Annotated in this window: 25 protein-coding genes; 17 read left to right on the plus strand and 8 right to left on the minus strand. The window is 67.1% G+C overall.

Annotated elements, in window-relative coordinates; all coding sequences use genetic code 11:
* Together AC1RQG_RS13635 and AC1RQG_RS13640 are read left to right on the plus strand one after the other, a co-directional pair.
* Nucleotides 1-828 (plus strand): CheR family methyltransferase, encoded by an 828-nt coding sequence (locus AC1RQG_RS13635; RefSeq protein WP_493132161.1) that lies wholly within the window; start codon nucleotides 1-3, stop codon nucleotides 826-828.
* Entirely contained in the window at nucleotides 821-2,191 is a 1,371-nt protein-coding gene (locus AC1RQG_RS13640) for an ATP-binding protein (protein ID WP_493132163.1), read from the plus strand. Before AC1RQG_RS13635 ends, AC1RQG_RS13640 begins: the two co-directional genes overlap by 8 nt.
* 245 nt (nucleotides 2,192-2,436) lie before the next feature.
* Here the strand turns inward: AC1RQG_RS13640 and AC1RQG_RS13645 are convergent, their stop codons facing one another.
* From AC1RQG_RS13645 to AC1RQG_RS13655, 3 genes are all read right to left on the minus strand, one after another.
* Nucleotides 2,437-3,039 carry a hypothetical protein gene (locus AC1RQG_RS13645; RefSeq protein ID WP_493132165.1) on the minus strand — a complete coding sequence of 201 codons (603 nt, stop codon included), beginning with the start codon at nucleotides 3,037-3,039 and terminating at the stop codon, nucleotides 2,437-2,439.
* A 16-nt stretch (nucleotides 3,040-3,055) separates the two neighbouring features.
* A complete protein-coding gene (locus tag AC1RQG_RS13650) occupies nucleotides 3,056-3,682 on the minus strand; it encodes a hypothetical protein (protein WP_493132167.1) in 627 nt (208 codons plus the stop codon).
* A gap of 157 nt (nucleotides 3,683-3,839) precedes the next feature.
* Entirely contained in the window at nucleotides 3,840-5,249 is a 1,410-nt protein-coding gene (locus tag AC1RQG_RS13655) for a metallophosphoesterase family protein (protein ID WP_493132169.1), read from the minus strand.
* A 96-nt stretch (nucleotides 5,250-5,345) separates the two neighbouring features.
* Here AC1RQG_RS13655 and AC1RQG_RS13660 point away from each other — a divergent pair, with 96 nt between their 5' ends.
* Together AC1RQG_RS13660 and hrcA are read left to right on the plus strand one after the other, a co-directional pair.
* Nucleotides 5,346-6,056, plus strand: a complete 711-nt coding sequence (locus tag AC1RQG_RS13660) for an HAD family hydrolase (RefSeq protein ID WP_493132171.1) — start codon at nucleotides 5,346-5,348, stop codon at nucleotides 6,054-6,056.
* Between the two features lie 77 nt (nucleotides 6,057-6,133).
* Nucleotides 6,134-7,150 (plus strand): heat-inducible transcriptional repressor HrcA, encoded by a 1,017-nt coding sequence (gene hrcA / locus AC1RQG_RS13665; protein WP_493132174.1) that lies wholly within the window; start codon nucleotides 6,134-6,136, stop codon nucleotides 7,148-7,150.
* 125 nt (nucleotides 7,151-7,275) lie between these two features.
* Here hrcA and fur read toward each other — a convergent pair whose 3' ends face one another.
* Nucleotides 7,276-7,704 (minus strand): ferric iron uptake transcriptional regulator, encoded by a 429-nt coding sequence (gene fur, locus AC1RQG_RS13670; RefSeq protein ID WP_182219427.1) that lies wholly within the window; start codon nucleotides 7,702-7,704, stop codon nucleotides 7,276-7,278.
* Nucleotides 7,705-7,815: 111 nt separating this feature from the next.
* On the opposite strand from fur, the gene AC1RQG_RS13675 reads away from it, so the two are divergent.
* The 5 genes from AC1RQG_RS13675 to AC1RQG_RS13695 are packed head-to-tail and all read left to right on the plus strand — an operon-like array spanning nucleotide 7,816 to nucleotide 10,700.
* On the plus strand, nucleotides 7,816-8,337 hold the full coding sequence (locus tag AC1RQG_RS13675; RefSeq protein ID WP_493132176.1) for an outer membrane protein assembly factor BamE: 522 nt from the start codon (nucleotides 7,816-7,818) through the stop codon (nucleotides 8,335-8,337).
* A 31-nt stretch (nucleotides 8,338-8,368) separates the two neighbouring features.
* Nucleotides 8,369-9,178, plus strand: a complete 810-nt coding sequence (gene dapB / locus AC1RQG_RS13680) for a 4-hydroxy-tetrahydrodipicolinate reductase (RefSeq protein ID WP_493132178.1) — start codon at nucleotides 8,369-8,371, stop codon at nucleotides 9,176-9,178.
* A gap of 19 nt (nucleotides 9,179-9,197) precedes the next feature.
* Entirely contained in the window at nucleotides 9,198-9,893 is a 696-nt protein-coding gene (locus tag AC1RQG_RS13685) for a MotA/TolQ/ExbB proton channel family protein (protein ID WP_493132180.1), read from the plus strand.
* 55 nt (nucleotides 9,894-9,948) lie between these two features.
* Nucleotides 9,949-10,374 (plus strand): ExbD/TolR family protein, encoded by a 426-nt coding sequence (locus tag AC1RQG_RS13690; RefSeq protein WP_493132182.1) that lies wholly within the window; start codon nucleotides 9,949-9,951, stop codon nucleotides 10,372-10,374.
* The gene (locus AC1RQG_RS13695) at nucleotides 10,374-10,700 is read left to right on the plus strand and encodes a barstar family protein (protein ID WP_493132184.1); all 327 of its coding nucleotides are present in this window, start codon (nucleotides 10,374-10,376) and stop codon (nucleotides 10,698-10,700) included. Before AC1RQG_RS13690 ends, AC1RQG_RS13695 begins: the two co-directional genes overlap by 1 nt.
* Before the next feature lie 7 nt (nucleotides 10,701-10,707).
* Here the strand turns inward: AC1RQG_RS13695 and map are convergent, their stop codons facing one another.
* From map to AC1RQG_RS13710, 3 genes are all read right to left on the minus strand, one after another.
* A complete protein-coding gene (gene map / locus AC1RQG_RS13700) occupies nucleotides 10,708-11,499 on the minus strand; it encodes a type I methionyl aminopeptidase (protein WP_493132186.1) in 792 nt (263 codons plus the stop codon).
* Nucleotides 11,486-11,761: a ParD-like family protein gene (locus tag AC1RQG_RS13705; protein ID WP_493132188.1), complete on the minus strand. Its 276-nt coding sequence runs from the start codon at nucleotides 11,759-11,761 to the stop codon at nucleotides 11,486-11,488. The genes map and AC1RQG_RS13705 overlap by 14 nt, the downstream gene beginning before the upstream one ends.
* A 77-nt stretch (nucleotides 11,762-11,838) precedes the next feature.
* Nucleotides 11,839-12,735, minus strand: coding sequence for a LysR family transcriptional regulator (locus AC1RQG_RS13710; protein WP_493132190.1), 897 nt, complete (start codon nucleotides 12,733-12,735; stop codon nucleotides 11,839-11,841).
* Nucleotides 12,736-12,813: 78 nt separating this feature from the next.
* On the opposite strand from AC1RQG_RS13710, the gene AC1RQG_RS13715 reads away from it, so the two are divergent.
* Complete coding sequence (locus AC1RQG_RS13715; RefSeq protein WP_493132192.1) at nucleotides 12,814-13,806, plus strand: quinone oxidoreductase family protein; 993 nt, start codon at nucleotides 12,814-12,816, stop codon at nucleotides 13,804-13,806.
* Between the two features lie 95 nt (nucleotides 13,807-13,901).
* On the opposite strand, the gene AC1RQG_RS13720 is transcribed toward AC1RQG_RS13715, so the two are convergent.
* Nucleotides 13,902-14,267: a VOC family protein gene (locus tag AC1RQG_RS13720; RefSeq protein ID WP_493132194.1), complete on the minus strand. Its 366-nt coding sequence runs from the start codon at nucleotides 14,265-14,267 to the stop codon at nucleotides 13,902-13,904.
* A gap of 140 nt (nucleotides 14,268-14,407) precedes the next feature.
* Between AC1RQG_RS13720 and leuS the strand changes: the two genes are divergently transcribed.
* The 7 genes from leuS to AC1RQG_RS13755 all read left to right on the plus strand — a co-directional run bounded on the left by leuS (nucleotide 14,408) and on the right by AC1RQG_RS13755 (nucleotide 24,542).
* Nucleotides 14,408-17,050 (plus strand): leucine--tRNA ligase, encoded by a 2,643-nt coding sequence (gene leuS / locus AC1RQG_RS13725; RefSeq protein ID WP_493132196.1) that lies wholly within the window; start codon nucleotides 14,408-14,410, stop codon nucleotides 17,048-17,050.
* 3 nt (nucleotides 17,051-17,053) lie between these two features.
* Entirely contained in the window at nucleotides 17,054-17,617 is a 564-nt protein-coding gene (locus AC1RQG_RS13730) for an LPS-assembly lipoprotein LptE (RefSeq protein ID WP_493132198.1), read from the plus strand.
* A gap of 12 nt (nucleotides 17,618-17,629) precedes the next feature.
* Nucleotides 17,630-18,646: a DNA polymerase III subunit delta gene (gene holA / locus AC1RQG_RS13735; protein WP_493132200.1), complete on the plus strand. Its 1,017-nt coding sequence runs from the start codon at nucleotides 17,630-17,632 to the stop codon at nucleotides 18,644-18,646.
* A 149-nt stretch (nucleotides 18,647-18,795) separates the two neighbouring features.
* Complete coding sequence (locus AC1RQG_RS13740; RefSeq protein WP_493132202.1) at nucleotides 18,796-20,061, plus strand: glutamate-5-semialdehyde dehydrogenase; 1,266 nt, start codon at nucleotides 18,796-18,798, stop codon at nucleotides 20,059-20,061.
* A gap of 32 nt (nucleotides 20,062-20,093) precedes the next feature.
* Nucleotides 20,094-20,522, plus strand: a complete 429-nt coding sequence (locus AC1RQG_RS13745) for a CopD family protein (protein ID WP_493132204.1) — start codon at nucleotides 20,094-20,096, stop codon at nucleotides 20,520-20,522.
* A gap of 70 nt (nucleotides 20,523-20,592) precedes the next feature.
* Nucleotides 20,593-21,822, plus strand: coding sequence for a THUMP domain-containing class I SAM-dependent RNA methyltransferase (locus AC1RQG_RS13750; RefSeq protein ID WP_493132206.1), 1,230 nt, complete (start codon nucleotides 20,593-20,595; stop codon nucleotides 21,820-21,822).
* A 566-nt stretch (nucleotides 21,823-22,388) separates the two neighbouring features.
* A complete protein-coding gene (locus AC1RQG_RS13755) occupies nucleotides 22,389-24,542 on the plus strand; it encodes an HDOD domain-containing protein (protein WP_493132208.1) in 2,154 nt (717 codons plus the stop codon).
* Nucleotides 24,543-24,546: the final 4 nt, after the last annotated feature.

The following is a 24,546-nucleotide window of genomic DNA, read 5'->3' on the forward strand; positions in this document are numbered from 1 at the left end:
ATGCACGCGGACCCGGTCGAGGATGTGGAAATCGCCCTGCTGCTGGAGGGCGTGCGGCGAGTGTACGGCCACGACTTCCGCCAGTACGCGCCGTCGTCGCTCAAGCGCCGCCTGCGGCTCTGGCTGGCCGGCTCCGGTTGCGCCACCTTCTCGCGGGCCCAGGAACGGCTGCTGCGCGAGCCGGCCCTGTTCGCGTCGCTGCTGCAGGGGATCACGGTGCACGTGACCGACATGTTCCGCGACCCGCCGTTCTTCCTGGCCCTGCGGCGCCAGGTGCTGCCTTTTCTGCAGACCTACCCGTTCGTCAAGATCTGGCTGGCCGGCTGCGCCAGCGGCGAGGAGGTGTACGCGCTGGCCATCCTGCTGCACGAGGCGGGCATGCGCGGCCGCTACCGGCTGTATGCGACGGACCTGAGCGAAACGGTGCTGCAGCAGGCGCGCGACGGCATCTATCCGCTGCGCCAGGTGCGGGCCTTCACCCGCAACTACCAGCTCAGTGGCGGCACGGCGCAATTCGCCGATTACTACACGGCGCGCTACGAGCATGCTATCGTCATGTCTGCGTTGAAGGAAAACCTGGTGTTCGCCCAGCATAACCTGGTGACGGACACCGATATCGGGGAGATGCACATGGTCATCTGCCGTAACGTGATGATCTACTTCCAGGCCGCCCTCAAGGAACGCTGCCTGGCGTTGTTCGACGGCTGCCTGCAGCCGGGCGGTTTCCTGTGCCTGGGCATGAAGGAGGGGCTGGACGGACGCGCCGTCGCGCCCCGCTACGAGACGCTGGCGCCGGGCCTGCGCATCTACCGGAAGCGCTATGTGTAGCGCCGCCGTGCGCGCCCAGGCGGACACCAACGGCGTTGGCGGCGGCGCCGCCGTGCCGGTGCCGGTGCTGCTGGTGGACGACCGGCGCGAGAACCTGGCCGCGCTGGCGGCCCTGCTGGACGACTTCGGGCTGACGCTGGAGCTGGTGAGCGCCGAGTCGGGCAACGAAGCGCTGCGCCTGAGCCTGCGCCACGAGTTCGCGCTGGTGCTGCTGGACGTGCAGATGCCCGACATGGATGGCCTGGAGACGGCCGCCCTGCTGCGCGCCAATCCCAAGACGCGCCAGTTGCCGATCGTGTTCGTCACGGCCGGCATGACGGAACCGCCGCACCAGTTCGCCGGCTACGAGCTGGGCGCCGTCGACTACCTGATCAAGCCCATCGAGCCGCTGGTCCTGCGCAGCAAGGTCACCGTGTTCTGCGAACTGTACCGGCACCGGCGCCACCAGGAGGCGCTGGTGGCCGAGCGCACGGCCGAGCTGTCGGCGCTGGCGCGCGAGCTGGGCGAGGAGGTGCGCGCGCGCCGCGCCGCCGAGCAGACCTTGCGCCAGTTGAACGAGGAACTCGAACAGCGCATCGACGACCGCACGCGCGACTTGCGGCGCGCCATGGAACAGATCGTGGAGTCGGAGAAGCTGGCCTCGCTGGGCGGCATCGTGGCCGGCGTGGCCCACGAGCTGAACACGCCGCTCGGCAACATCATGCTGGTGGCCACCGCGCTCGACGAGCGCTGCGGCGCGTTCGCCCAGACCGTGCAGGGCGGCCAGCTCACGCGCACCGTGCTGACCCAGGCCGTGGCGGACTTCCGCGAAGCGGGCGCGCTGCTGCTGCGCAGCGCCTCGCGCGCCAGCGAGCTGATCGAGAGTTTCAAGGCCGTGGCCGTGGACCAGACCAGCGCCCGCCGGCGCCAGTTCGACGTGCGCGCCACCGTCAACGACATCCTCAACAGTCTGGGCACGAGCTTGCGCCACGCCCAGGTGCGCACCGTGGTGCGCATCCCCGACGGCATACGGATGGACAGTTATCCGGGCGCGCTGGAGCAGATCATCAGCAATCTGATCAGCAATTCCATCGTCCACGGCTTCGACGGCAAGGGCGGCGAGATCGTGATCGACGGGTGCCAGCGGGGCGACAAGGTGGAACTCGAATACTGCGACAACGGGGTCGGCATCGCGCCCGAGCTGCAGCACAAGGTGTTCGAGCCGTTCTATACGACGCGGCTGGGGCAGGGCGGTTCCGGCCTGGGCATGTTCATCGTCCACAACCTGGCGCATGGCACGCTCAAGGGCGAGATCCGCATCCGCAGCGCCGTGGGGGCCGGCGTGGCCGTCACGCTGACGCTGCCGGCCGTGGCGCCGGCCTGAGCGCTCCAGCAAAAAAACCGGGGTCAGGTCATGAAGCGAAGCAACTTGCTTCGCTTCATGACCTGACCCCGGTTTTGTTCTCCGTCCAGACAAAAAAAAGCCCGCTCATCAGAGCGGGCTAAATCCAATTCTTCTTAGGGAGTTGGAGGAGACAGGTGCAGTATGCTGCGGCGCGGCATATAAAGCAAATTTATCTTTCCAATATCCACTATTCTAAAAACGTATATCTGATGGTCGTATGCGCATCAGATGCACGTCACCAGCACGTTGCTGATGGGCTTGTCGTGCATGACGCCGGTGCCGTTGGCCACGGTGCAGGTCTGGCCGACCGGCTGGGTCAGCACGGTCACGCCGTAGGCGCTGCCGTCGTACACGTCGCCGAGCTGGAAGCCGACGTTGACCGTGGGGTCGGTGCCGGGCGTGACGGGGCCGACCGTGGCGCCGCCGCCGTTGATCAGCACCAGGCCGGTGCCGGTGCTCTTGAGGCCGACGACGCTGCCGCTCAGCAGGTAGCTGTTCTGGGTGCACTGCACGGTCACCACGATGGAGCTGGTGTGGCCGGCCGAACCGCTGCCGTTGAACACCTGGCAGCTCATGTGGTCGGGCGGGGTCTGCTGCACCACGTTGTAATCATCGCCGTAGGCGGCGCGGCGCGCGAAGGTGAAGGTGGTGGCGCCGGCCGGCACGGCCAGGGTGTCGGTGCCGTTGGCCAGCACCAGGCCGGAATTGGTCAGCGGGCCGGCCGGGCTGATCACGCCGGCCACGTCGAACATGGCCTTGCCGCCGCAGCCAGCCAGCACCAGGGCCAGGGCCAGCGCCGCAGTGGCGCGCAGGGTCGATACTTTCATGGGGTTCTCCAAATAGTTATTTGCTGCAGCTGACGGACAGCAATTGGTCGCTCTTGGCCGCAGGCATCACGCCGGCCGCGCTGTCGACCACGCACTTGACGGTGGGATTGCCATTGTCGTCGGTCGGCTGGGCCAGCACGGTCACGCCATAGTTGCTGCCGTTCGGCACTTCCGTGGTGAACACGAAGCTGACGTCGGCGCCCGCCGTGGCCGGTGCGGACACCGGCACGGTCTGGCTGCCGTTGGCAAGCACCAGGCCCTTGCCGACCAGGCCGTGCACGGTGCCGCCCAGCGGGTAGGTGGTGGTGTGGCAGGTCACGATGGCCTGGCGCACGGTGTAGATGTTGGCCTTGCCCTTGTTGTACTGGATGGCGGTGTCGCAGGTGGCCAGCGCGGGATCCGGTTGCTGCTTGATCTCGATGTCGAACGAGGCGTCGTTGGCCACGAGGTCGGGGAAGACGAAGGAGGCGTAGTTGTCCGACGTGACGGTGACCGTCGATGCGCCGTTCATCAGCACCAGGCCCGGTTTGTTCAGGCCCACGATGGTGCCGCCCAGTTGCAGGCTGCCGGAGCCGCCGCCGCAGCCGGCCAGGGTGGCGCCGCACAGCACGGCCAGGCCGGCACGCAGATACAAACTTTTCATAAACACACTCTCCAAATCGAATAGGGGCCGGGGCGGCATGCGCATCGCAGTGCGCATACTACACGCGCGGGCCATATTTTAGTGCATTTGGTAACAGCGGCGGGCAAACCCTTGTAACAGCCTGTGTCCGGTCCGGCCGGCCGCCGGCCGGTGCGCGTCACCGCACGCGCGTGCGCTCGCACACGGACCGCTTGCCCCGCACCTGGCAGGTGTTGCGCACGGCGCCGTGCAGGTCGTGCACCTGGACCTCCCAGCTATCGGGGCCGCGCCGCTCCATGGTCATGAAGCCGAAACCGTCTATCCACGCGCTGAGCTGCTCGATGACGGCGCCCGGCGCCGGGCTGGTGCCGGGCGGCAGCGGGTCGGGGATAGGCACGATGTCCTCGGCCGTGCCGGAGAAGCCGGAGATGAACTGGCCCGGATGGCCGCTGCTGAAGCTGACCTGCTGCCACAGGTGCACGTGGCCCGACAGCATCAGCTCCACGTTGTCGGGCAGCAGGCGCGGATTGATGCCGCCGAAGCTCTGGATCAGGCCCGCGTCGCCCAGTAGCAGGCGGCGCTTGCCGCCATCCTTCAAGTCCGCGCCGATGCCCAGCAGCGGATGGTGCTCCACGACCATCGTGTGGCGGGCGCGGCGCGCCAGCGCCTCCAGCTTGCGGTAGCCGTCCTGGTAATGGGCCAGGCCCGCGTCGCCCGGTCTGAAGCCGCGCCACGTGGTGCTGGCCGTGTCGAACACCAGCAGCTGGCTGTCCCAGCCCAGCGGCACGGCGTAGGGATCGCTGTAGTCGCCCTGGTCGTCGTTGGCCGCCGCGTCGCAATCGCGGCCCGGCAGCAGCGGGCGCGGATCGAGGAAGCGCCACCAGCCCTGGCCGGCCCGCAGGCAGCTTTCGTGGTTGCCGCGCGCCACCACCCACGGCGCCGCCTGCAGCAGCGCGGCGCCGGGCTGGAACAGGTCGGCCCGCCAGGCATCCCAGCCATAGCCCCACGGGCTGCCGGCGCAGCCTTGGTCGCCGGCCGGGCACGGGTTCTCGCGGTAGTGGAAGTCGCCCACGTGGATCACCAGGTCGGGCCGCCACGCGGCGGCGGCGGCGGCCACGGTCGCGAACGGATAGTGGGCCATGTCGTTGCAGGCCTGGAAGCTGTCCTCCTTCTTGAGCAGGCGGCAGCCGGTGTCGCCCAGCACCACGATGCGGCGCGGGTCGGCGCGCGGCAGCGGCAGCGGCCGGCCCAGCACGCTGGCGCTGGCCAGCCCGGCCGGCAGCGCCGCCTCGCACACGCGCACGTCGAACACGGACGGCTTGGACAATGCCGGCGGCGACGCGGTGGGACGCTGGGCGACGGTGGCCGGCGCGGCGCGCAGCGCCATCGGGCGGGCCGCGCCGTCGAGCACGATGGCGGGGCAGGCCGGCGCCTGCGTGAGCACGCGCGCGATGGCCGCGCCATCCTCGCCCAGCACGACGTACGATGTGAACGGCGCGCCGTCGCCCGTGGGCGGTACGGCGGCGCAGGCGGCCAGCAGCAGCGGGGCGGCCAGCGCGGCCAGACGGCGGAATAGGGTGGACGGCACGGCAACTCCTGAGTGATGGTGGCGCAAATTTACCACGCCTGCCCGGCGCGGCGATTGGTGCGACAATACGGCCTTCCTCATCATCACTGTCGCGCCATGCCCGTCATCCGCCCGCAAGCCCTGCTGTTCGACCTCGACGACACCCTGTGGCCGATCGCGCCCGTGATCGCGCAGGCCGAGCTGGTGCTGCACGCCTGGCTGGACGAGCACGCGCCGGCCGTGGCCCGGCAATTCTCGATCGCCGAGCTGCGCGAGCGCCGCATGGCCCTGCTGGCGCGGCGCCCGGAACTGATCGTCGATCTGGCCCAGCTGCGCCGGGTGGGGCTGGAGGAAGCGTTCGCGCTGGCCGGCGCCGACGTGCGCCACATCGACGGCGCCATCCGCACCTTCCTCGGCGCCCGCAACGCCGTCACGCCCTACGACGACGTGCTGCCGGCGCTGGCCCGCCTGCGCGCGCGCTGGCGGCTGGGCACCATCACCAACGGCAACGCGGACCTGCAGGCGATCGGCCTGGCCCATCATTTCGAGGCCACGCTGGCCGCGCCGCAGTTCGGCCGCGCCAAGCCCGACCCGTCCATTTTCCTGGCCGGCTGCGCGGCGCTGGGCGTGGCGCCCGAGGCGGCCGTCTACGTGGGCGATGACCTCAAACTCGACGTGATCGGCGCCCAGCAGGCCGGGATGCGGGCCGTGTGGCTCAACCGTGGCGGCAGCCGCGCGCACGAGGAACTGGGCGTGGCGCCCGACGCCATCTGCGCCACGCTGGACGAATTGGAAACGTGGCTGCTTGACCAACTTGCCGCCGAATGATGGCGCAAGCACGCCGCGAGCGTGCATAATAAGCGGGTGACCCAGCTTGTGGCCGGCCCGCGCCGGCATAGAGAAATATGCAACTCGATACCCGCGCCCAAACCCTGCTCAAAGCCCTGATCGAGCGTTACATCGCCGATGGCCAGCCGGTCGGTTCGCGAGCGCTGTCCAAGATCTCCGGCCTCGACCTGTCGCCGGCCACCATCCGCAACATCATGGCCGACCTGGAGGAGCTCGGGTACGTGGCCAGCCCCCACACCTCGGCCGGACGCGTGCCCACGCCGCGCGGCTACCGCATCTTCGTCGACACGCTGCTGACCGTGCAGCAGCTCGACGAGCACGCCGTGGAGGCGCGCATGCGCCTGCAGGCGCCGCAGCCGCAGAAGATGATCACCAACGCGGCCCAGATGCTGTCGTCGCTGTCGCAGTTCGCCGGCGTGGTGCTGAGCCCGCGGCGCGAATCGGTGTTCCAGCAGATCGAATTCCTGCGCCTGTCGGAAAAGCGCATCCTGCTGGTGATCGTCGGCCCCACGGGCGACGTGCAGAACCGGCTGCTGCTGACGGACGTGGACTACACGCCGGCCCAGCTGACCCAGTCGGCCAACTACATCAACCAGAACTACGGCGGGCTGGCGTTCGACGAGGTGCACCACCGGCTGCAGGGCGAGCTGCGCCAGCTGCGCGACGACATGGGCCGGCTGATGCAGGCGGCCGTGGAGGCGGGCAGCGAAGCGATGGCCGACGATTCGGACGACATGGTGATCGCCGGCGAGCGCAACCTGCTGTCGGTGAGCGACCTGTCGTCGAACATGACGTCGCTGCGCCAGATGTTCGACATGTTCGAGCAGAAGACGGGGCTGATGCAATTGCTCGACGTGTCGAGCAAGGCCAGCGGCGTGCAGATCTACATCGGCGGCGAATCGAACCTGGTGCCGATGGACGAGATGAGCGTGGTGACGGCGCCGTACATGGCCAACGGCAAGATCGTCGGCACGCTCGGTGTGATCGGCCCCACCCGCATGGCCTACGAGCGCGTGATTCCGATCGTGGACATCACGGCCAAGCTGCTGTCGAACGCGCTCAGCCACCATTGAAGAATAGGACAGGGCGCTAAAACGTCGTTCCCGCGCAGGCGGGAACCCATACCGAGCGTCTGAGCACGCGACCTATGGATTCCCGCGTGCGCGGGAATGACGATGGGGGTGGGTCCGAGTTCCCGTTAGTGCTTGTGCGGGCAGGCCGTCTTGACGCAGTTGCCGTAGATGGCCAGCGCGTGCTCGGCGATCTTGAAGCCGCGCTCCTCGGCGATCTTCTGCTGGCGCTGCTCGATCTCGTCGTCGAAGAACTCTTCCACCCGGCCGCAGTCCAGGCATACGAGGTGGTCGTGGTGCGAACCTTCGTTCAGCTCGAAAATGGCCTTGCCCGTCTCGAAATGGTTGCGGTTGAGCAGACCGGCCTGCTCGAACTGCGTCAGCACGCGGTAGACGGTGGCCAGGCCCACATCCATGTTGTCAGCCAGTAATATTTTATAGACATCTTCGGCCGTCAGATGGCGTACCGGGCTGCTTTGAAAAATATCCAGGATCTTAAGGCGGGGCAGGGTGGCTTTCAGGCCGCTGGCCTTGAGGTCGGTAGGATTGTTACTCATGTTTGTTACTCGGATGTGGGTCATGTGCTTTATGATATAGCGTTTTGGCACTTCCGCTCAATTCAATTGAGGACACTTATGCGCGTCACCCAGGCTTTATCGCAGTCTTTGTTGCACCGAATTTCACGCCGCGCGCCCCTGCTGGCGGCCGCCGTTTGCGTCGCGCTGGCCACCTCCGGCTGCGCCACCCGCAGCGCGCTGGGCGAAAAACTGAGCGATGCCAAGCACGAGAGCGCCCCCGTGGCGGCCGATGGCGCGCAGACCACCACCATCACCAAGTTCCAGAAGTTCATGTGGTTCTTCTCGCCGTACCGCCCCGACATCCAGCAGGGTAACTTTGTCTCGGAAGAAATGTTGGCGCAATTGAAAATCGGCATGACGCGCGAGCAGGTGCGCTTCATCTTCGGCACCTCGCTGGCGGCCGACATCTTCCACGCCGACCGCTGGGACTACCCGTTCCGCCTGGCCAAGGGCAACGGCGAGATCACCACCAGCCGCGTGACCGTGTTCTTCAAGGATGGCAAGGTCGACCACTATGAGGGCGGCCATCTGCCGACCGAGAAGGAATACATCGCCCGCATCGCCGGCCCGGCCCCCGTCATCAAAGAAGACCCGCCGGCCACCAAGCAGTAATTGAACCGTTTTCACTGACAGAGCACAGAGCATGAATCCATTGAATATCGCCATCGCCGGCGCCGGCGGCCGCATGGGCCACATCCTGATCGAAACCATCCTGCAAACGCCGGACGCCCGCCTGGCCGGCGCGCTCGACCGCGCCGGTTCGCCCGGCCTGGGCGGCGACGCGGCCGCCTTCCTGGGCCAGACCAGCGGCGTGGCGATCGAATCGGACCTGGCCAAGGGCCTGGCCGGCGCCCAGTTCCTGATCGACTTCACCCGCCCGGAAGGCACGCTGGCCCACCTGGCCTACTGCGCCGAGCATGGCATCAAGATGATCATCGGCACCACCGGCTTCGACGAGGCCGGCAAGGCCGCCATCGCCGCCGCCGCCAAGAAGACCGCCATCGTGTTCGCGCCCAACATGAGCGTGGGCGTGAACGTCACGCTCAAGCTGCTGCAGCAGGCCGCCAAGGCGCTGGCCGTCGGCTACGACATCGAAGTGATCGAGGCGCACCACCGCCACAAGGTCGATGCGCCGTCCGGCACCGCGCTGAAGATGGGCGAGGTGATCGCCGACGCGCTGGGCCGCGACCTCAAGGAATGCGCCGTCTACGCGCGCGAAGGCGTGACGGGCGAGCGCGACCCGTCCTCGATCGGTTTCGCCACCATCCGCGGCGGCGACATCGTGGGCGACCACACCGTGCTGTTCGCCGGCACCGGCGAGCGCATCGAGATCAGCCACAAGTCCAGCAGCCGCGTCACCTACGCCCACGGCGCGCTGCGCGCGGCCCGCTTCCTGGCCGACAAGGCCACCGGCCTGTACGACATGAACGACGTGCTGTCGCTCAACGACTGACCGGGGAGCCGCCGCGCCGATGACGCCCAACCTCGACACCAGCTTCAACCTGGCGCGCTACTGGGAACAGGGCGACGCCGTCAGCCACGCCGTGGCCTACCTGCTGCTGGCCATGTCGCTGGCCAGCTGGTTCTGCATCCTGGCCAAGGGTTACGCGGCCTGGCGCATCCGCCGCGCGGCGCCGGCCGTGCAGGCGTTCTGGGACGCGCCCACCATGCACGACGGCGTGGCCGCGCTGACCGAGGCCGATCCCGAGCAGGTGTACGCGCCGCTGGCGCAGCTGGGCGCGGCCCAGCTCAAGGTGGCCGGACGGCCGTCGCTGGGCGCCGAGATGGGGCACGCCGAGCAGGTCACGCGCGTGCTGCGCGCGGCCGTGCAGCGCGTCACGGCCCGGCTGGAGGCGGGGCTGACGCTGCTGGCCTCGATCGGCTCCACCGCGCCGTTCGTCGGCCTGCTGGGCACCGTGTGGGGCATCTACCATGCGCTGGCGGCCGTCTCCACGGCCGGCACGGTGCAGATCGACAAGGTGGCCGGTCCCGTGGGCGAGGCGCTGATCATGACGGCCATCGGCCTCACGGTTGCGATTCCCGCCGTGCTGGCCTATAACGGATTTAACCGGGTCAACCGCCTCACGCTGGCCGAGCTGGACGCGTTCGCGTTCGACCTGCACGCCTACCTGACGACGGGCGAGCGGGCCCGGGGCGAATCCGCATAACGTCCATCACAGCGGGCCGGCCCGTCCGGCCCCGCACACCACGCCGGGAGTAGCGATGGCCTTTGGCTCATTCAACCACCACCGCCAGCAGGGCCCGATGGCCGACATCAACGTCACGCCCATGGTGGACGTGATGCTGGTGCTGCTGGTGATCTTCATCATCAGCGCGCCCATGTTCACGCACGCCGTCAAGCTCGATCTGCCCAAGGCGCAGGCGCAGGCCAATCCGCAGCAGGCGGCCAGCGTGTCGCTGGCGATCGACGCCAAGGGCCAGGTCTACTGGAACGACGAGGCCGTGGCGCAGACGGCGCTGGACGCGCGTCTGGCCGAAGCGAGCAAACTGGACCCGCAGCCCGAGCTGCAGCTGCGGGCCGACAAGAACACGCGTTACGAAGTGGTGGCCCAGGTGATGGCCGCCGCCCAGACGGCCGGCCTGAGCAAGCTGGGCTTCGTCACCGAACCACCGAAAGAGAAAAAATAATGGCCACCGCAGAAATCAATGGCGCCGCGATCGTCGACTTCACCACGTTCCACCAGGCCTGCCAGGCCGCGCTGGGCTTCCCCGACAGCTACACGGGCACCATGGACGCCTGGGTCGATTGCCTCAGCTACCTGCGCGACGAGGACGGCATGACGCGCTTCCGCCTGAAGCCGAACGAAGTGCTGGAGCTGGTCATCACGGACGCCGCCGCGATGGGCGCGCAAGTGCCCGACATCCTGGAGGAGATCACGTTCTGCGTGGCCGGCATCAACGAGCGTTACGAGGACTACGGCGAAAAGCCGGCCCTCAAGCTGGTGCTGCGCTGACCCTGAATCAGCCCGCCAGTTCCCCCGGCGCCAGCGTCAGCACCTCGTAGCCGCTGGCCGTCACCACCACCATGTGCTCCCATTGCGCCGACAGCGAGCCGTCGCGCGTCTCCACGGTCCAGCCGTCGTCCAGCTCCATGGTCGAGGCGCGGCCGGCGTTGATCATCGGTTCGATGGTGAACAGCATGCCCGGCTTGAGCAGCATGCCGGTGGCCGGCTTGCCGTAGTGGCGCACTTCGGGATCCTCGTGGTAGACCAGGCCGATGCCGTGGCCGCAGTAGTCGCGCACCACGGAGAAGCCGGCCTTCTCGGCCACCGTCTGGATCGCATGGCCCACGTCGCCCAGCGTGGCGCCGGGACGCACGGCGCGGATGCCGGCCCACATCGCGTTGTAGGTCACATCCACCAGCCGCTTGGCATTTTTTGACGGCGTGCCCACGTAGTACATGCGGCTGGTGTCGCCATGCCAGCCGTCGCGGATCACGGCCACGTCGATGTTGATGATGTCGCCGTCCTTGAGCACTTCGTCGGCCGACGGGATGCCATGGCACACCACCTGGTTGACCGAGGTGCACACGGTGGCCGGAAAGCCGCTGTAGCCGACGTTGGCGGGAATGGCTTGCTGCACCTTGACGATGTATTCGTTGCACAGCCGGTCCAGTTGGGCCGTGCTCACGCCCGGCTGCACGTGCGGTTCTATCATGGTCAGCACGTCGGCCGCCAGTTGCGCCGCCACGCGCGCCTGCGCGATCTGCTCGGGCGTCTTGACCAGGATGGCCAGCGATTTACGCTTGTTCATGCGCGCCTCCCAGTACCTTCATGGCGGCGGCCAGCGCCGCGTCGTGCACGTCGTCGTGCTCGCGCGGCAGCGTCACGCCGCCTTCCTGCGCGGCGCGCAGCAGCAGGTTGCAGATGTCGCTGTAGCGCAGGTCCGGATTGGTTTCGGCCAGCAGGCCGATGCGCAGCCAGTGCTCGGCCTGCGCGTTGATGGAGCGGCTCAACGCGCCGCTGGCGATGCGCAGATTCTCATGCATCTGGCTGGAGATTTTGACGATGCCCATGGGGATTCATGCCTTTATACGTTTTATATACAAAGCGTATATTATCATGCCCGGCGCATGGCTGCACGGGGTCAAGCTCAGACCGCGCCGGCCAGCAGATCCCGTTCGGCGTCGAACAGCGCGGCCATCATGTCGGCCACCAGGCGCACGCGCGGCGAACGCCGCACGTCCGGGTGCATGACCAGCCAGATCTCGCGCGGCGCGGGCTGGGTGGGCGCGGCCAGCGCCACCAGCCCCGTGTCGGCCCGGCCGATGAAGTGGGGCAGGGCGGCCACGCCCAGCCCCGCGCGCGCCGCCTGCCACAGCGCCGTCAAGTCGTTGCTGCGCAGGATGAAGCGGCGCCCGGCCGCCACGCCTTCCAGCCATTGCTGGTGCGGCACCAGGCGCAGGCTCTCGTCGTAGCCGAGGAATTCCCATTGTTCCGGCGCCCGCTGCGCATAGTGGGGCGCGGCGTACAGGCCGATGCCCAGTTTGCCCAGCGCGCGCACCACCAGCCCCGGCATGGTGGGCCGCGTCAGGCGCAGCGCCAGATCGGCTTCGCCGCGCGCCAGGTTCACCTCGCGCGTCTCCGCCATCACTTCCAGGTCGATGCCGGGCCAGTCCTGGCGCCGCGCGGCCAGCCGGGGCACGAGGAAATGGGCGGCCATGGCGGGCGGCGCGGACAGCCGCACCGTGCCCTGCAGCGACGACACGCCCAGCGCCACGCGGGCGAAGGCCAGCGCCTCGTCCTCCAGCTTGCGGGCTTGGTGCGCCAGCGTTTCCCCTTCCGCCGTCAGGGTCCAGCCGCGCGGCAGGCGGTCGAACAGGCGCACGGCCAGCGCCTGCTCCAGTGCCTCCACCCGGCGCGCCACGGTCGAATGCTCGACGTCCAGCTTGCGGGCGGCGGCCGACAGGCTGCCCAGCCGCGCCAGTTCCAGGAAATGCCGCACGTCGTCCCACTGCAAGGCGCCGGCTGATTGTTTTTGCACAGACATTGGGTGATTTTTGAGAATTGTTGTGGATTTATGCGCAGTGTAACCTGACTCCGTCCCATCAACTTCAAGGAGAACTTCATGGACAAGGCAATCAACAACAAGGCCGGCCAGATCCTGATCCACGCCTATGGCGACGCCAGCGTGCTGGAACATGGCAGCGCGACGCTGCCGCCGCCGGGCGCGGGCGAGATCCGCGTGCGCCACACGGCCATCGGCGTCAACTTCGTCGACATCTACCACCGCACCGGCCTGTATGCGCTGCCGGCCCTGCCGGGTGTGCTTGGCGTGGAAGCGGCCGGCGTGGTGGAGGCGCTCGGCCCCGGCGTGCAGGGCCTGGCCGTCGGCCAGCGCATCGCCTACGCGGGGCCGCCGGCCGGCGCCTACAGCACGGCGCGCAACCTGCCGGCCGCGCAAGCCATCGCCCTGCCCGACGCGGTGGACGACGACACGGCGGCCGCGCTGCTGCTGCGCGGGATCACGGCCCACATGCTGTTCCAGCACGTGCGGCCGCTGCAGGCCGGCGACACGGTGCTGGTGCAGGCGGCCGCCGGCGGCCTGGGGCTGGTGCTGGTGCAGTGGGCCAAGGCGCTGGGGGCGACGGTGATCGGCACCGTCAGCAGCGAGGCCAAGGCCGCGCTGGCGCGCGAACACGGGCTCGATTACGCCATCAACTACCGCGCGCAGTCCGTGCCGGAGGCCGTGCGCGCGCTGACGGGCGGGCGCGGCGTGGATTACGCGATCGACGGCATCGGCGGTCAGACGCTGGTGGACACCGTGCAGGCGGTGCGTCCGTTCGGCATGGTCGCCAGCGTGGGGCAGGTGAGCGGGCAAGTCCCGCTCGACCTGTCGCTGCTCGGTGGTGGCCGCAATGTGGCTGTGGCGCGGCCCAGCGTGTTCGGCTTGATGGCCGACCAGCGGCTTTACCGGGAAGGCGCCCAAGCGACGCTGGCGCAGCTCGGGCGCGGCTTGCGGGCCACAGTGGCCGGGGTGCTGCCGCTGGCGCAGGCGGCCGAGGCCCAGCGCCGGCTGGAGACGGGCGCCAACGCCGGCGCCATCCTGCTGCGGCCCTGACGGTCGGCGCCGCGCCGGATCAGGGCCGGATCAGGGCCGGATCAGGGCCGCACCAAGGCCGGGCCAAGGCCGCACCGGGCCCGGCCTGACGCGGCTCAGCGCACGGCTTGCGGATCGAAGTGGGGGTTCTGGATCAGGCCCAGCACATTGCCGAACGGGTCGTTCAGTTCCGCCACCCGGATGCCGTCGCCCACGTCCTGCACGGCCGCGTGGACGGTGGCGCCCAGCGCGAGCAGGCGCGCCACGTCCGCTTCGATGTCGTCCACGCCCCAGTAAGCCTTGCCGCCCGTCTGGCCGGGCTGGCCGTCCGGCACCAGGCCCAGTTCAAAGCCGCCCACGGCGAATCCCACGTAGAACGGCTGGTCGAAATACGGGGCCACGCCGAACGCCTGCGTGTACCAGTTCTTGCCCCGGGCCAGGTCGGGCGTGGGGTAGATCACGGTGCGTAATCCCTTGATCATGGTTGTCTCCCTGCTCACGTTATGAAAACCACATCATGCCACGTCCGCGTCCCAGAGTGGCGCCGGCCGCGCCCGCAACCTCAGCGCCGTCGCGAACCAGTATAATGTTCGGTTCATATTCACTTCTGGCCGCACACATCATGCAAGATAAATATAGTCCCGCCGACGTCGAAAAAGCCGCCCAATCGCACTGGAAGGCGATCGACGCCTATAAAGCCGTCGAAAACGACCCCCGTTTCCCAAAGGGTAAGTACTACGCTTGCTCGATGCTGCCTTACCCTTCGGGCAAGCTGCACATGGGTCACGTGCGCAACTATACGATCAACGATGTGATGTACCGCTACCTGCGCATGAACGGCTACAACGTGCTCATGCCGATGGGCTGGGACGCCTTCGGCATGCCGGCCGAGAACGCGGCCATGGCCAACAACGTGCCGCCCGCGCAGTGGACCTATTCCAACATCGCCCACATGCGCGAGCAGATGGAGTCCATGGGCCTGGCCATCGACTGGTCGCGCGAGATGACGGCCTGCAAACCCGAATACTACAAGTGGAACCAGTGGATGTTCCTCAAGATGCTGGAAAAGGGCATCATCTACAAGAAGACCGGCACCGTGAACTGGGATCCGATCGACCAGACCGTGCTGGCCAACGAGCAGGTGGTCGATGGCCGCGGCTGGCGTTCGGGCGCGCTGATCGAGAAGCGCGAAATCCCGATGTACTACGCCCGCATCACCGACTACGCCGACGAGCTGCTGGAATACGTGGACACCAAGCTGCCCGGCTGGCCCGAGCGCGTGCGCACCATGCAGACCAACTGGATCGGCAAGTCGACCGGCGTGCGCTTCGCCTTCCCGCACACCATCGCGGGCGATGACGGCGCGCTGATCAACGACGGCAAACTGTACGTGTTCACCACCCGTCCCGACACGGTGATGGGCGTGACCTTCTGCGCCGTGGCCGCCGAGCACCCGCTGGCCGTGCATGCCGCGCAGACCAACCCGGCGCTGGCCGCCTTCAACGCCGAGTGCAAGCTCGGTTCCGTGATCGAGGCCGACATGGCGACGATGGAGAAGAAGGGCATGCCGACCGGCCTGTTCGTTACCCATCCGCTGACGGGCGCCCAGGTGGAAGTCTGGGTCGGCAACTACGTGCTGATGACCTACGGCGACGGCGCCGTGATGGGCGTGCCGGCCCACGACGAGCGCGATTTCGCATTCGCCAAAAAGTACAACCTGCCGATCAAGCAGGTGATCCGCGCCGAGGGCAAGGAGTTCTCGACCGACGCGTGGCAGGAATGGTATGGCGACAAGGACATCTCCATCGTCTGCAACTCGGCCCAGTTCGATGGCCTGAACTACGCCGACGCGGTGGAAGCGGTGGCCGCCGCCATGGCCGAGAAGGGCCTGGGCGAGAAGAAGATCACGTTCCGCCTGCGCGACTGGGGCGTGTCGCGCCAACGCTACTGGGGCACGCCGATCCCGATGATCCACTGCGACGACTGCGGCTCCGTGCCCGTGCCGGAAAAAGACCTGCCGGTCGTGCTGCCGGAAGACTGCGTGCCGGACGGCAGCGGCAATCCGCTCAACAAGCATGAAGCCTTCCTCAAGTGCGACTGCCCCAAGTGCGGCAAGCCGGCTCGCCGCGAGACGGACACCATGGACACCTTCGTCGACTCGTCGTGGTACTACATGCGCTATACCTCGCCCGGCTCGAACGACGCCATGGTCGACGCGCGCAACGACTACTGGATGCCGATGGACCAGTACATCGGCGGCATCGAACACGCCGTCATGCACCTGCTGTACGCGCGCTTCTGGACCAAGGTGATGCGCGACTTCGGCCTGGTCAAGTTCGACGAGCCGTTCGTCAACCTGCTGACCCAGGGCATGGTGCTCAACGAGACCTACTACCGCGAGGATGAAGCGGGCAAGAAGACCTGGTTCAACCCGGCCGACGTGGACCTGACGCTGGACGACAAGGGCCGCCCGCAAGGCGCGACCCTGACGGCGGACGGCCAGCCGGTGCACATCGGCGGCACCGAGAAGATGTCCAAGTCGAAGAACAACGGCATCGACCCGCAAGCGCAGATCGAGCAGTACGGCGCCGACACGGCCCGCCTGTTCACCATGTTCGCCTCGCCGCCGGAACAGACGCTGGAATGGTCGGGCAGCGGCGTGGAAGGCGCCAACCGCTTCCTGCGCCGCGTGTGGGCCTATGGCTACGCGCAGGCGGCCCGCATCGGTTCCGCGCTGGCCGCGCCGGCCGCGCCGGTGGCCACCGAGCCGCAGAAGACGCTGCGCCGCGAACTGCACAAGATCCTGCAGCAGGCCGACTACGACCTGAAGCGCATCCAGTACAACACCGTGGTGTCGGCCTGCATGAAGATGCTCAACACGATGGAGTCGGCCAAGCTGGACGACAGCGCCGAATCGAACGCCCTGATCGCCGAGGGCTTCTCGATCTTCCTGCGTCTGCTCAACCCGGTCGCGCCGCACATCACCCACGTGCTGTGGGAAGAACTGGGCTACGGCAAAGTGTCCGGCGATCTGCTGAACGCGGCCTGGCCGCAGGTGGACCCGGCCGCGCTGGAACAGGCCGAGATCGAGATGATGATCCAGGTGAACGGTAAGCTGCGCGGCAGCGTCACCGTCGCCAAGACGGCCGACAAGGCGGCCATCGAGGCGGCTGCGCTGGCCAACGAGGCGGTGCAGAAGTTCATCGAGGGCACGCCGAAGAAGGTCATCGTCGTTCCCGGCAAGTTGATCAACATCGTGGTGTAAGCGATGGCGGCCACCAAACCCGTGTCGTGGCGGCGCCGGGGCGCGCTGCTGGCGCTGTCCCTGTCGCTGTCGTTGACGGCCTGCGGCTTCCACCTGCGCGGGGAGGGTGGCCATTACACGCTGCCGTTCCCGTCGCTGTACGTGGGGCTGCCCGAGTCGTCGCCGCTGGCGATCGACCTGAAGCGCAACATCCGCGCCAACGGCGGTACCATCGTGGCGGCCAACGCCAAGGATGCCGACGGCGTGATCGAGGTGCTCAGCGATCCGGAGAAGACGCGCAGCAAATCGATCCTGTCGCTGAACAGCAATGGCCGGGTGCGTGAATACCTGCTCGCCTACACCATCGTGTTCCGCGTGCTGGACCGCCAGGGCAACGAGCTGCTGCCGTCGACCACCATTTCGCTGAACCGCCCCATCACCTTCAACGAAACCCAGTTGCTGGCCAAGGAGCGCGAGGAAGCCTTGCTGTACAAGGACATGCAGACCGATCTGGTGCAGCAGATGATGCGCCGCATCGCCGCCGTCAAGCCGGTGCAGATGTCGGTGCCGCCGGTCAGCCGGCAGTAAGCGGGGACGGTCATGCAATTGCGATTGGACGCGCTGGAAGGCCACCTGGCCAGGCAACTGGCGCCGCTGTACGTCGTCACCAGCGACGAACACCTGCTGGCGCTGGAGGCGGCCGACAAGATCCGCCGCGTCGCGCGCGCGCAAGGCTATTCCGAGCGCGACGTGCTGACGGTGGAGCGCACCTTCAAGTGGGGCGAACTGCTGGCGGCCAATCAGGCCTTGTCGCTGTTCGGCGACAAGAAGCTGATCGAGTTGCGCATCCCGAGCGGCAAGCCGGGCAAGGATGGCGGCGCGGCGCTGCAAAGCTATGTGAAGGACCTGAGTCCGGACAACCTGACGCTGATCACGCTGCCCAAGCTGGACTGGCAGACGCAGAAGGCGGCCTGGGTGGCCAGCCTGCAGCAGGCCGCCGTCTACATCGACATTCCGCAGATCGAGCGCAACCAGCTGCCCAACTGGATCGGCCAGCGGCTGGCCGCGCAAGGCCAGAGCGCCGACCGCCAGAGCATCGAGTTCATCGCCGACCGGGTGGAGGGCAATTTGCTGGCGGCGCACCAGGAGATCCAGAAACTGGGCCTGCTGCACGAGCCGGGCCGGTTGACGTATGAGCAGGTGCACGACGCCGTGCTCAATGTGGCCCGCTACGACGTGTTCAAGCTGAGCGAAGCCATGCTGGCCGGCGACCCGGCCCGGCTGGTGCGCATGCTGGAGGGCTTGAAGGGCGAGGGCGAGGCGCTGCCGCTGGTGTTGTGGGCCGTGTCCGAGGAAATCCGGACGCTGTTAAAATTGAAAGCGGGGATGGCCCAGGGCCGTCCGCTGGGCGCACTGCTCAAGGAATACCGCATCTGGGGTCCGCGCGAGCGCATGATGGACCCGGCCCTGCGGCGCATTTCGCTGCCGACGCTGGAGGCGGCCATGAAGGATGCGGCGCAGGTGGACAAGATGATCAAGGGCCTGCGGGCCAAGGCGTTCTCCGGCGACGCATGGGACGCCATGTTGCAGCTGGCGCTGAAAGTCGCGCGCGGCTGAAGCGGCGAGGAACGTTTAGTTAACGCCGTCGTACCCGCGAAAGCGGGTACCCATAGAACGTTTGAGCTGTCTAATCGCTTGCGTTCCATGGGTTCCCGCCTGCGCGGGAATGACGAAATGCAGATTCTGAAGGCTTAATTGGAGCGATGATGGATATCAAGCAGTACATGGAACAAGTGGGCCAGCAGGCGCGTGCCGCGTCGCGCGCCATGGCCAAAGCCGACAGCGCCACCCGCAACCGCGCGCTGCTCCTGATCGCCGAGGCCATCGAGCGCGAAGCGCCGGCCCTGCGCGCCGCCAACCAGCTGGACCTGGATGCGGCCCGCGCGGCCGGCCTGGCGCCGGCCATGGTGGACCGCCTGACGCTGTCCGAGGCGGCCATCGCCACCATGATCGAAGGCCTGCGCCAGATCGTCGCGCTGCCCGATCCGATCGGCGAAATCTCCGGCATGAAATTCCGCCCGTCCGGCATCCAGGTGGGCCAGATGCGCGTGCCGCTGGGCGTGATCGGCATCATCTACGAAGCCCGCCCCAACGTGACCGTGGACGCGGCCGGCCTGTGCATCAAGAGCGGCAACGCCACCATCCTGCGCGGCGGCTCGGAAGCGATCAACTGCAACCGCGCCCTGGCCAAGCTGGTCAAGGAAGGCCTGCTGGGCGCGGGCCTGCCGGAAAACGGCGTGCAGGTGGTCGACACCACCGACCGCGCCGCCGTGGGCGCCATGATCACCATGCCGCAGTACGTGGACGTGATCGTGCCGCGCGGCGGCAAGGGCCTGATCGCGCGCCTGATGGAGGAGGCCACGGTGCCCATGATCAAACACCTGGACGGCATCTGCCACGTCTACATCGACGCCAAGGCCGACCTGCAAAAGGCGCTCGACATCGGCTTCAACGCCAAGTGCCAGCGCTACGGCACCTGCAACACCATGGAAACGCTGCTGGTGGCGCGCGCCATCGCGCCGCGCGTGCTGCCGGAGCTGGCCAAGCTGTACGCCACCAAGCAGGTCGAGCTGCGCTGCGATCCCGAGGCCATGGCCATCCTGGCCGGCTACCCGCACCTGGTGGCCGCCAACGAGGAGGACTGGGCCACCGAGTACCTGGCCGCCATCCTGTCGGTCAAGGTGGTGGACGGCATCGACGAGGCGATGGACCACATCAACCGCTACTCGTCCAAGCACACCGAGGCCATCATCACCGAGGACTACACGGACGCCATGCGCTTCCTGCGCGAAGTCGATTCGGCCTCCGTGATGGTGAACGCCTCGACCCGTTTCGCGGACGGCTTCGAGTACGGCCTGGGCGCGGAAATCGGCATCTCCAACGACAAGCTGCATGCGCGCGGCCCGGTCGGCCTGGAGGGCCTGACCTCGCTCAAATACGTGGTGTTCGGCCACGGCGAAGTACGCAAATAAGCTGGTAAACAAAGGCAACCGACGGGAGTCACATGCTCTGGATTAAAGCGCTGCACATCTTCTTCATCATTTCCTGGTTCGCCGGGATCTTTTACCTGCCGCGCATCTTCGTCAATCTGGCGCAGGAAACGGAGACGGTGGCGACCGAGCGGATGCTGTTGATGGCGCGCAAGCTGTACCGCTTCATGACCATGCTGATGGTGCCCGCCATCGTGTTCGGCATGATCCTGCTGTACCTGCAGTACCACGGGCCGGACGGCTTCATGATCCCCGCCTGGATGCACGCCAAGCTGACGCTGGTGGTGCTGGTGCTGGGCTACCACCACGCGTGCGGCAGGCTGTTGAAGAAGTTCGAGAACGGCGCCAACAAGCGCAGCCACGTGTGGTACCGCTGGTTCAACGAGGTGCCGGTGCTGATGCTGCTGGCCATCGTGATGCTGGTGGTGGTCAAGCCATTCTGAAGTTTTTGCAGTAAAAGTGCATACGGTATAAACGGTATGCTTGTTTTTTAACGGATAAAAGGTACACCTGATGACTTCTTATTTTTGCCCATGCCCGCGCGGCATGGAAGCGGCGCTGGCCGAAGAGCTGGGCGAGATCGCCCAGCAAAGCCCCACCATGAAGGTGCACAACCAGGTGCCCGGCGGCGTGCACTGCTCGGGCGACCTGTCCGACTCCTACCGCATCAACCTGCACTCGCGCATCGCCTCGCGCGTGCTGATGCGCATGGCCGTCTCCGGCTACAAGAACGAGAACGACATCTACGACCTGGTGCTGGCCCAGCCCTGGGAGGACTGGTTCACCTACGACCACACGATCCGGGTCGACATCACGGCCGTCAAGTCGCCGCTGAAGAGCCTGGAGTTCACCACGCTCAAGATCAAGGACGCCATCTGCGACCGCTTCCGCGACCAGTTCAACAAGCGTCCCTCGGTCAACACGCGCGAGCCGGACATGCGCATCGTCGGCTTCCTCGACGCGCGCCAGTTCATCATCTACCTCGACACCTCGGGCGAGGCGCTGTTCAAGCGCGGCTGGCGCGAGGAGACGGGCGACGCGCCGCTGCGCGAGAACCTGGCCGCCGGCCTGCTGCGCGTGTCGGGCTGGAAGCCGGGCGTGCCGCTGTTCGACCCCATGTGCGGCTCCGGCACCATCCTGTGCGAAGCGGCGCAGATGGTGCAGGGCATCCCGCCCGGCGCGCGCCGCCGCTTCGCGTTCGAGCGGTTCAACGATTTCGATCCGGCCCCGTGGCAAGCGATGAAGGCGGCCATCAAGCCCAATCCGCTGCCGGCCACGCCGACCATCTTCGGCAGCGACATCTCGGGCGACATGGTGGCCATGACGCGCCACAACCTGCGCTGCGCCGGCATCCTGTTCGAGGTGCCGCTCAAGCAGATCGAGGCGCAGGAGGTCAAGGCGCCCACCGAGCAGCCGGGCATCCTGCTGACCAATCCGCCGTACGGCGAGCGTATCGGCGTGCGCGGCGACAGCTCGCTGCCCGAGGATGAGCTGGCCGTCAGCTTCTATTCGGCGCTGGGCACCACGCTCAAGCAGCGCTTCGCCGGCTGGACCGTGTTCCTGTTCACGGCCGACCTCAAGCTGCCGCGCATGCTGCGCCTGAAGGAGTCGCGCAAGACGCCGTTCTTCAACGGCGCGCTGGAATGCCGGCTGTTCCGCTTCGACATGGTGGCCGGCTACAACCGGCGCGAGGAAGCCAAGCCGAAGGCGGCCGATGCCGAAGGGTCGGACCCCGTGGCCTGATCCGGGTTTGCCGTTTCGACTGATCCGGCGCCAACCGCAGCACCGCCAAAAGCGAGGGTCAGACCCCAGGGTCTGGCCCTTTTTTATGGTCGTTTGAACCACGCAATACCACCCCGCATGGCTTTTTCGCGACACTTCGCGCCGCCGCCGGACCGCCCCCGAACTGCCCGTTCCGCCCCGCCTCGCCCCTCTGCGACACTGCTGTCAGAAGGGAAATGCTGTCATCCGTATCACGTCGCAGCCCGCATCGATCCGTCGAACAGAGGGGAATTAGTATGGCTACTCTTGCATTATGGTTGACGTCTCGTTATTAGCAGAGCATGCTACTCGCCAAACGGGTCGATTAATATTTACCGCAGGAAACCAGTGCGGTTGAGCAGGAATTTTTATTGCTGGTAAGTTATAGTTAGTAACACTTATGCTAATATAATTTTTTTTGCAATATGGATGACCGCCCCACGAGGGCGGTCGCAGGTGACGCAAACAGCAGAACAATAACCGTGGCGGCGTGATACCCCAGAACGTCGTCCCCCCTTCGACATCCATTGGCGGCTATGCTTGATACGATGCATCAATCAGACCAGGACATACGCAATCGCTTGCTGATTGCGCGTCTGCCGGCCATGCCGCAGATACTCATCAAGTTGATCGAGCACTTGCAGGCCGACGACGCCGGCATGCCGGAACTGGCCGCCCTGATCGCCAAGGATGCGGGCATGACGAGCAAGATCCTGACCGTCGCCAACAGCTCGGCCTACCACCGCAACACGCGCGCGGTGGGCCTGGAGCAGTCGCTGGTGTCGCTCGGCACCGACATGATCAAGACGCTGGTGATCAGCGAATCGGTGTTCCAGACCTTCAACAGCTTCCCCCATTCGGGCAGCACCGACCTGCGCAGCTTCTGGAAGAATTCGCTGACGACGGCCGTGCTGGCGCGCGACATCGCGCGCCAGATGGACTACCCGCACGTGGAGGAGGCCTACCTGGCCGGCCTGCTGCACAACGTCGGCCGGCTCGCCCTGCTGGCCACGGCGCCCAAGGAATACGCCTACAACTTCATGGCGCGCGACGACGAGGACTTGTGCGTGGTCGAGCAGCGCACGCTGCAGATCACCCACTCGGAGGCCGGCGCCTGGCTGATCGAACGCTGGCACCTCGATTCCTTCCTGGCCGACAGCGTGCTGTACCACCATGAACCGATCGCCCGGCTCGAGTCGGCCCATCCGCTGATCCGCATCGTGCGGCTGGCCCACCTGCTGGGCTGCCACGCGGACGAGGGCGGGCAGGCGCTGGACGACGCGGCCCAGTTGTGCGGCCTCGAAGGCGGCGCGCTGGAGCAGGTGGCCAAGACGGCCGAGCGGCAGGTGGAAAAATCGGCCGCCCACCTGGGCATCGACCTGGCCGGCGCCGACGACGTGGCCAGCCCACCGGCCTACGCGCCGCCGCCGCCGGTGGACCCGGTGCAGCAGCGCCTGTCCGAGGAGGTGCGCAACATGGTGCTGGTGTCCGAGATGGGCCAGACCTTCGCCCGCCAGCACGGCGAGACGGGCCTGCTCGACGCGATGACGCGCTCGGCCCGCATCCTGTTCGATTTCGACACCACCGTGGTGCTGCTGGAGAATCCCACCGGCCACGCGCTGGTGGGCATGGCCGGCGGCGACCAGCAGCAGCGGCTGGCCGAGTTCTCGATCGCGCTCGGCAAGCCGGGCCTGGTGGCGCAATCGGCCAACGAACGCAAGCTGGCCTACCTGGGCCGCGGCGACGCGGGCCTGAGCCTGGCCGAGGAACAGCTGTTCCGCATGCTGGGCACGGACAGCCTGGTGTGCCTGCCGCTGGTGGCCAACCAGCGCTGCCTGGGCGTGCTGATCGGCGGCGCGGCCGCGTGGCAGATGCCGCACTTCCAGAAGCGCGAGCGCTTCTTGCAATCGTTCGGCACCCAGGCCGCCGCCGCGCTGGAGACGGCCATCAGCGAGCGTGGCCACGCCAAGCGCCAGATCGCCCACGTGGCCGAGGAATACCGCGAAGCGTCGCGCCGCGTGGTGCACGAGGTGAACAACCCGCTGTCCATCATCAAGAACTACCTGTCCGTGCTGGACAGCAAGCTGGCCCGGCGCGAGCCCGTGGTCGGCGAGATGTCGATCCTGAACGAGGAGATCGACCGCGTGGGCCAGTTGATCAACGGCTTGGCCGACCTGCAGCCGACCGAGACGGCGCGCGTGACGGACGTGGCGCGCGTGGTGGACGACGTGCTGCGCCTGTTCCGCGCCACCGACTTCGTGCCCGCCTCGGTGCAGATCCTGGTGCGCATGCAGGAGCAGCCGGCCGAGATCGACGGCGACGCCGACATGCTCAAGCAGATCCTCGTCAACCTGGTCAAGAACGCCGTCGAGGCGCTGCCCGACGGCGGCAAGATCGAGATCGCCAACCGCGGCTATGTGAACCGCGAGCGCCGGCTGTACCTGGAGCTGGTGGTGTCCGACAGCGGCCCCGGCCTGTCGCAGGAGGTGCTGGCCAACCTGTTCTCGGTGGTCCGCAGCAGCAAGGATGGCGCCAATCATGGCCTGGGCCTGTCCATCGTGCACGGCCTGGTCAAGAAGATGCAGGGCCAGATCACCTGCCGCTCGGGCAACACGGGCACCGCGTTTGAAATTCTGCTGCCCGCCCGCGGCAGCACCAGCCAAGTCGCCGGCGTGAACACGCGGGCGATGGATTCCGTTTAAGGCC

This window comes from Rugamonas sp. GW822-FHT03B10 (assembly GCF_058801745.1).

Excerpts from the sequence above, each read along its gene's own strand:
- AC1RQG_RS13730 (WP_493132198.1), top strand. The coding sequence starts at position 17,054 with ATGGCGGCCACCAAACCCGTGTCGTGGCGGCGCCGGGGCGCGCTGCTG.
- AC1RQG_RS13695 (WP_493132184.1), top strand. The coding sequence starts at position 10,374 with ATGGCCACCGCAGAAATCAATGGCGCCGCGATCGTCGACTTCACCACG.
- AC1RQG_RS13710 (WP_493132190.1), bottom strand. The coding sequence starts at position 12,735 with ATGTCTGTGCAAAAACAATCAGCCGGCGCCTTGCAGTGGGACGACGTG.
- AC1RQG_RS13685 (WP_493132180.1), top strand. The coding sequence starts at position 9,198 with ATGACGCCCAACCTCGACACCAGCTTCAACCTGGCGCGCTACTGGGAA.
- AC1RQG_RS13705 (WP_493132188.1), bottom strand. The coding sequence starts at position 11,761 with ATGGGCATCGTCAAAATCTCCAGCCAGATGCATGAGAATCTGCGCATC.
- hrcA (WP_493132174.1), top strand. The coding sequence starts at position 6,134 with ATGCAACTCGATACCCGCGCCCAAACCCTGCTCAAAGCCCTGATCGAG.
- AC1RQG_RS13750 (WP_493132206.1), top strand. The coding sequence starts at position 20,593 with ATGACTTCTTATTTTTGCCCATGCCCGCGCGGCATGGAAGCGGCGCTG.
- AC1RQG_RS13755 (WP_493132208.1), top strand. The coding sequence starts at position 22,389 with ATGCATCAATCAGACCAGGACATACGCAATCGCTTGCTGATTGCGCGT.
- AC1RQG_RS13740 (WP_493132202.1), top strand. The coding sequence starts at position 18,796 with ATGGATATCAAGCAGTACATGGAACAAGTGGGCCAGCAGGCGCGTGCC.
- holA (WP_493132200.1), top strand. The coding sequence starts at position 17,630 with ATGCAATTGCGATTGGACGCGCTGGAAGGCCACCTGGCCAGGCAACTG.
- AC1RQG_RS13640 (WP_493132163.1), top strand. The coding sequence starts at position 821 with ATGTGTAGCGCCGCCGTGCGCGCCCAGGCGGACACCAACGGCGTTGGC.
- map (WP_493132186.1), bottom strand. The coding sequence starts at position 11,499 with ATGAACAAGCGTAAATCGCTGGCCATCCTGGTCAAGACGCCCGAGCAG.
- AC1RQG_RS13715 (WP_493132192.1), top strand. The coding sequence starts at position 12,814 with ATGGACAAGGCAATCAACAACAAGGCCGGCCAGATCCTGATCCACGCC.
- fur (WP_182219427.1), bottom strand. The coding sequence starts at position 7,704 with ATGAGTAACAATCCTACCGACCTCAAGGCCAGCGGCCTGAAAGCCACC.
- AC1RQG_RS13650 (WP_493132167.1), bottom strand. The coding sequence starts at position 3,682 with ATGAAAAGTTTGTATCTGCGTGCCGGCCTGGCCGTGCTGTGCGGCGCC.
- AC1RQG_RS13645 (WP_493132165.1), bottom strand. The coding sequence starts at position 3,039 with ATGAAAGTATCGACCCTGCGCGCCACTGCGGCGCTGGCCCTGGCCCTG.
- AC1RQG_RS13745 (WP_493132204.1), top strand. The coding sequence starts at position 20,094 with ATGCTCTGGATTAAAGCGCTGCACATCTTCTTCATCATTTCCTGGTTC.
- AC1RQG_RS13720 (WP_493132194.1), bottom strand. The coding sequence starts at position 14,267 with ATGATCAAGGGATTACGCACCGTGATCTACCCCACGCCCGACCTGGCC.
- AC1RQG_RS13635 (WP_493132161.1), top strand. The coding sequence starts at position 1 with ATGCACGCGGACCCGGTCGAGGATGTGGAAATCGCCCTGCTGCTGGAG.
- dapB (WP_493132178.1), top strand. The coding sequence starts at position 8,369 with ATGAATCCATTGAATATCGCCATCGCCGGCGCCGGCGGCCGCATGGGC.
- AC1RQG_RS13660 (WP_493132171.1), top strand. The coding sequence starts at position 5,346 with ATGCCCGTCATCCGCCCGCAAGCCCTGCTGTTCGACCTCGACGACACC.
- leuS (WP_493132196.1), top strand. The coding sequence starts at position 14,408 with ATGCAAGATAAATATAGTCCCGCCGACGTCGAAAAAGCCGCCCAATCG.
- AC1RQG_RS13690 (WP_493132182.1), top strand. The coding sequence starts at position 9,949 with ATGGCCTTTGGCTCATTCAACCACCACCGCCAGCAGGGCCCGATGGCC.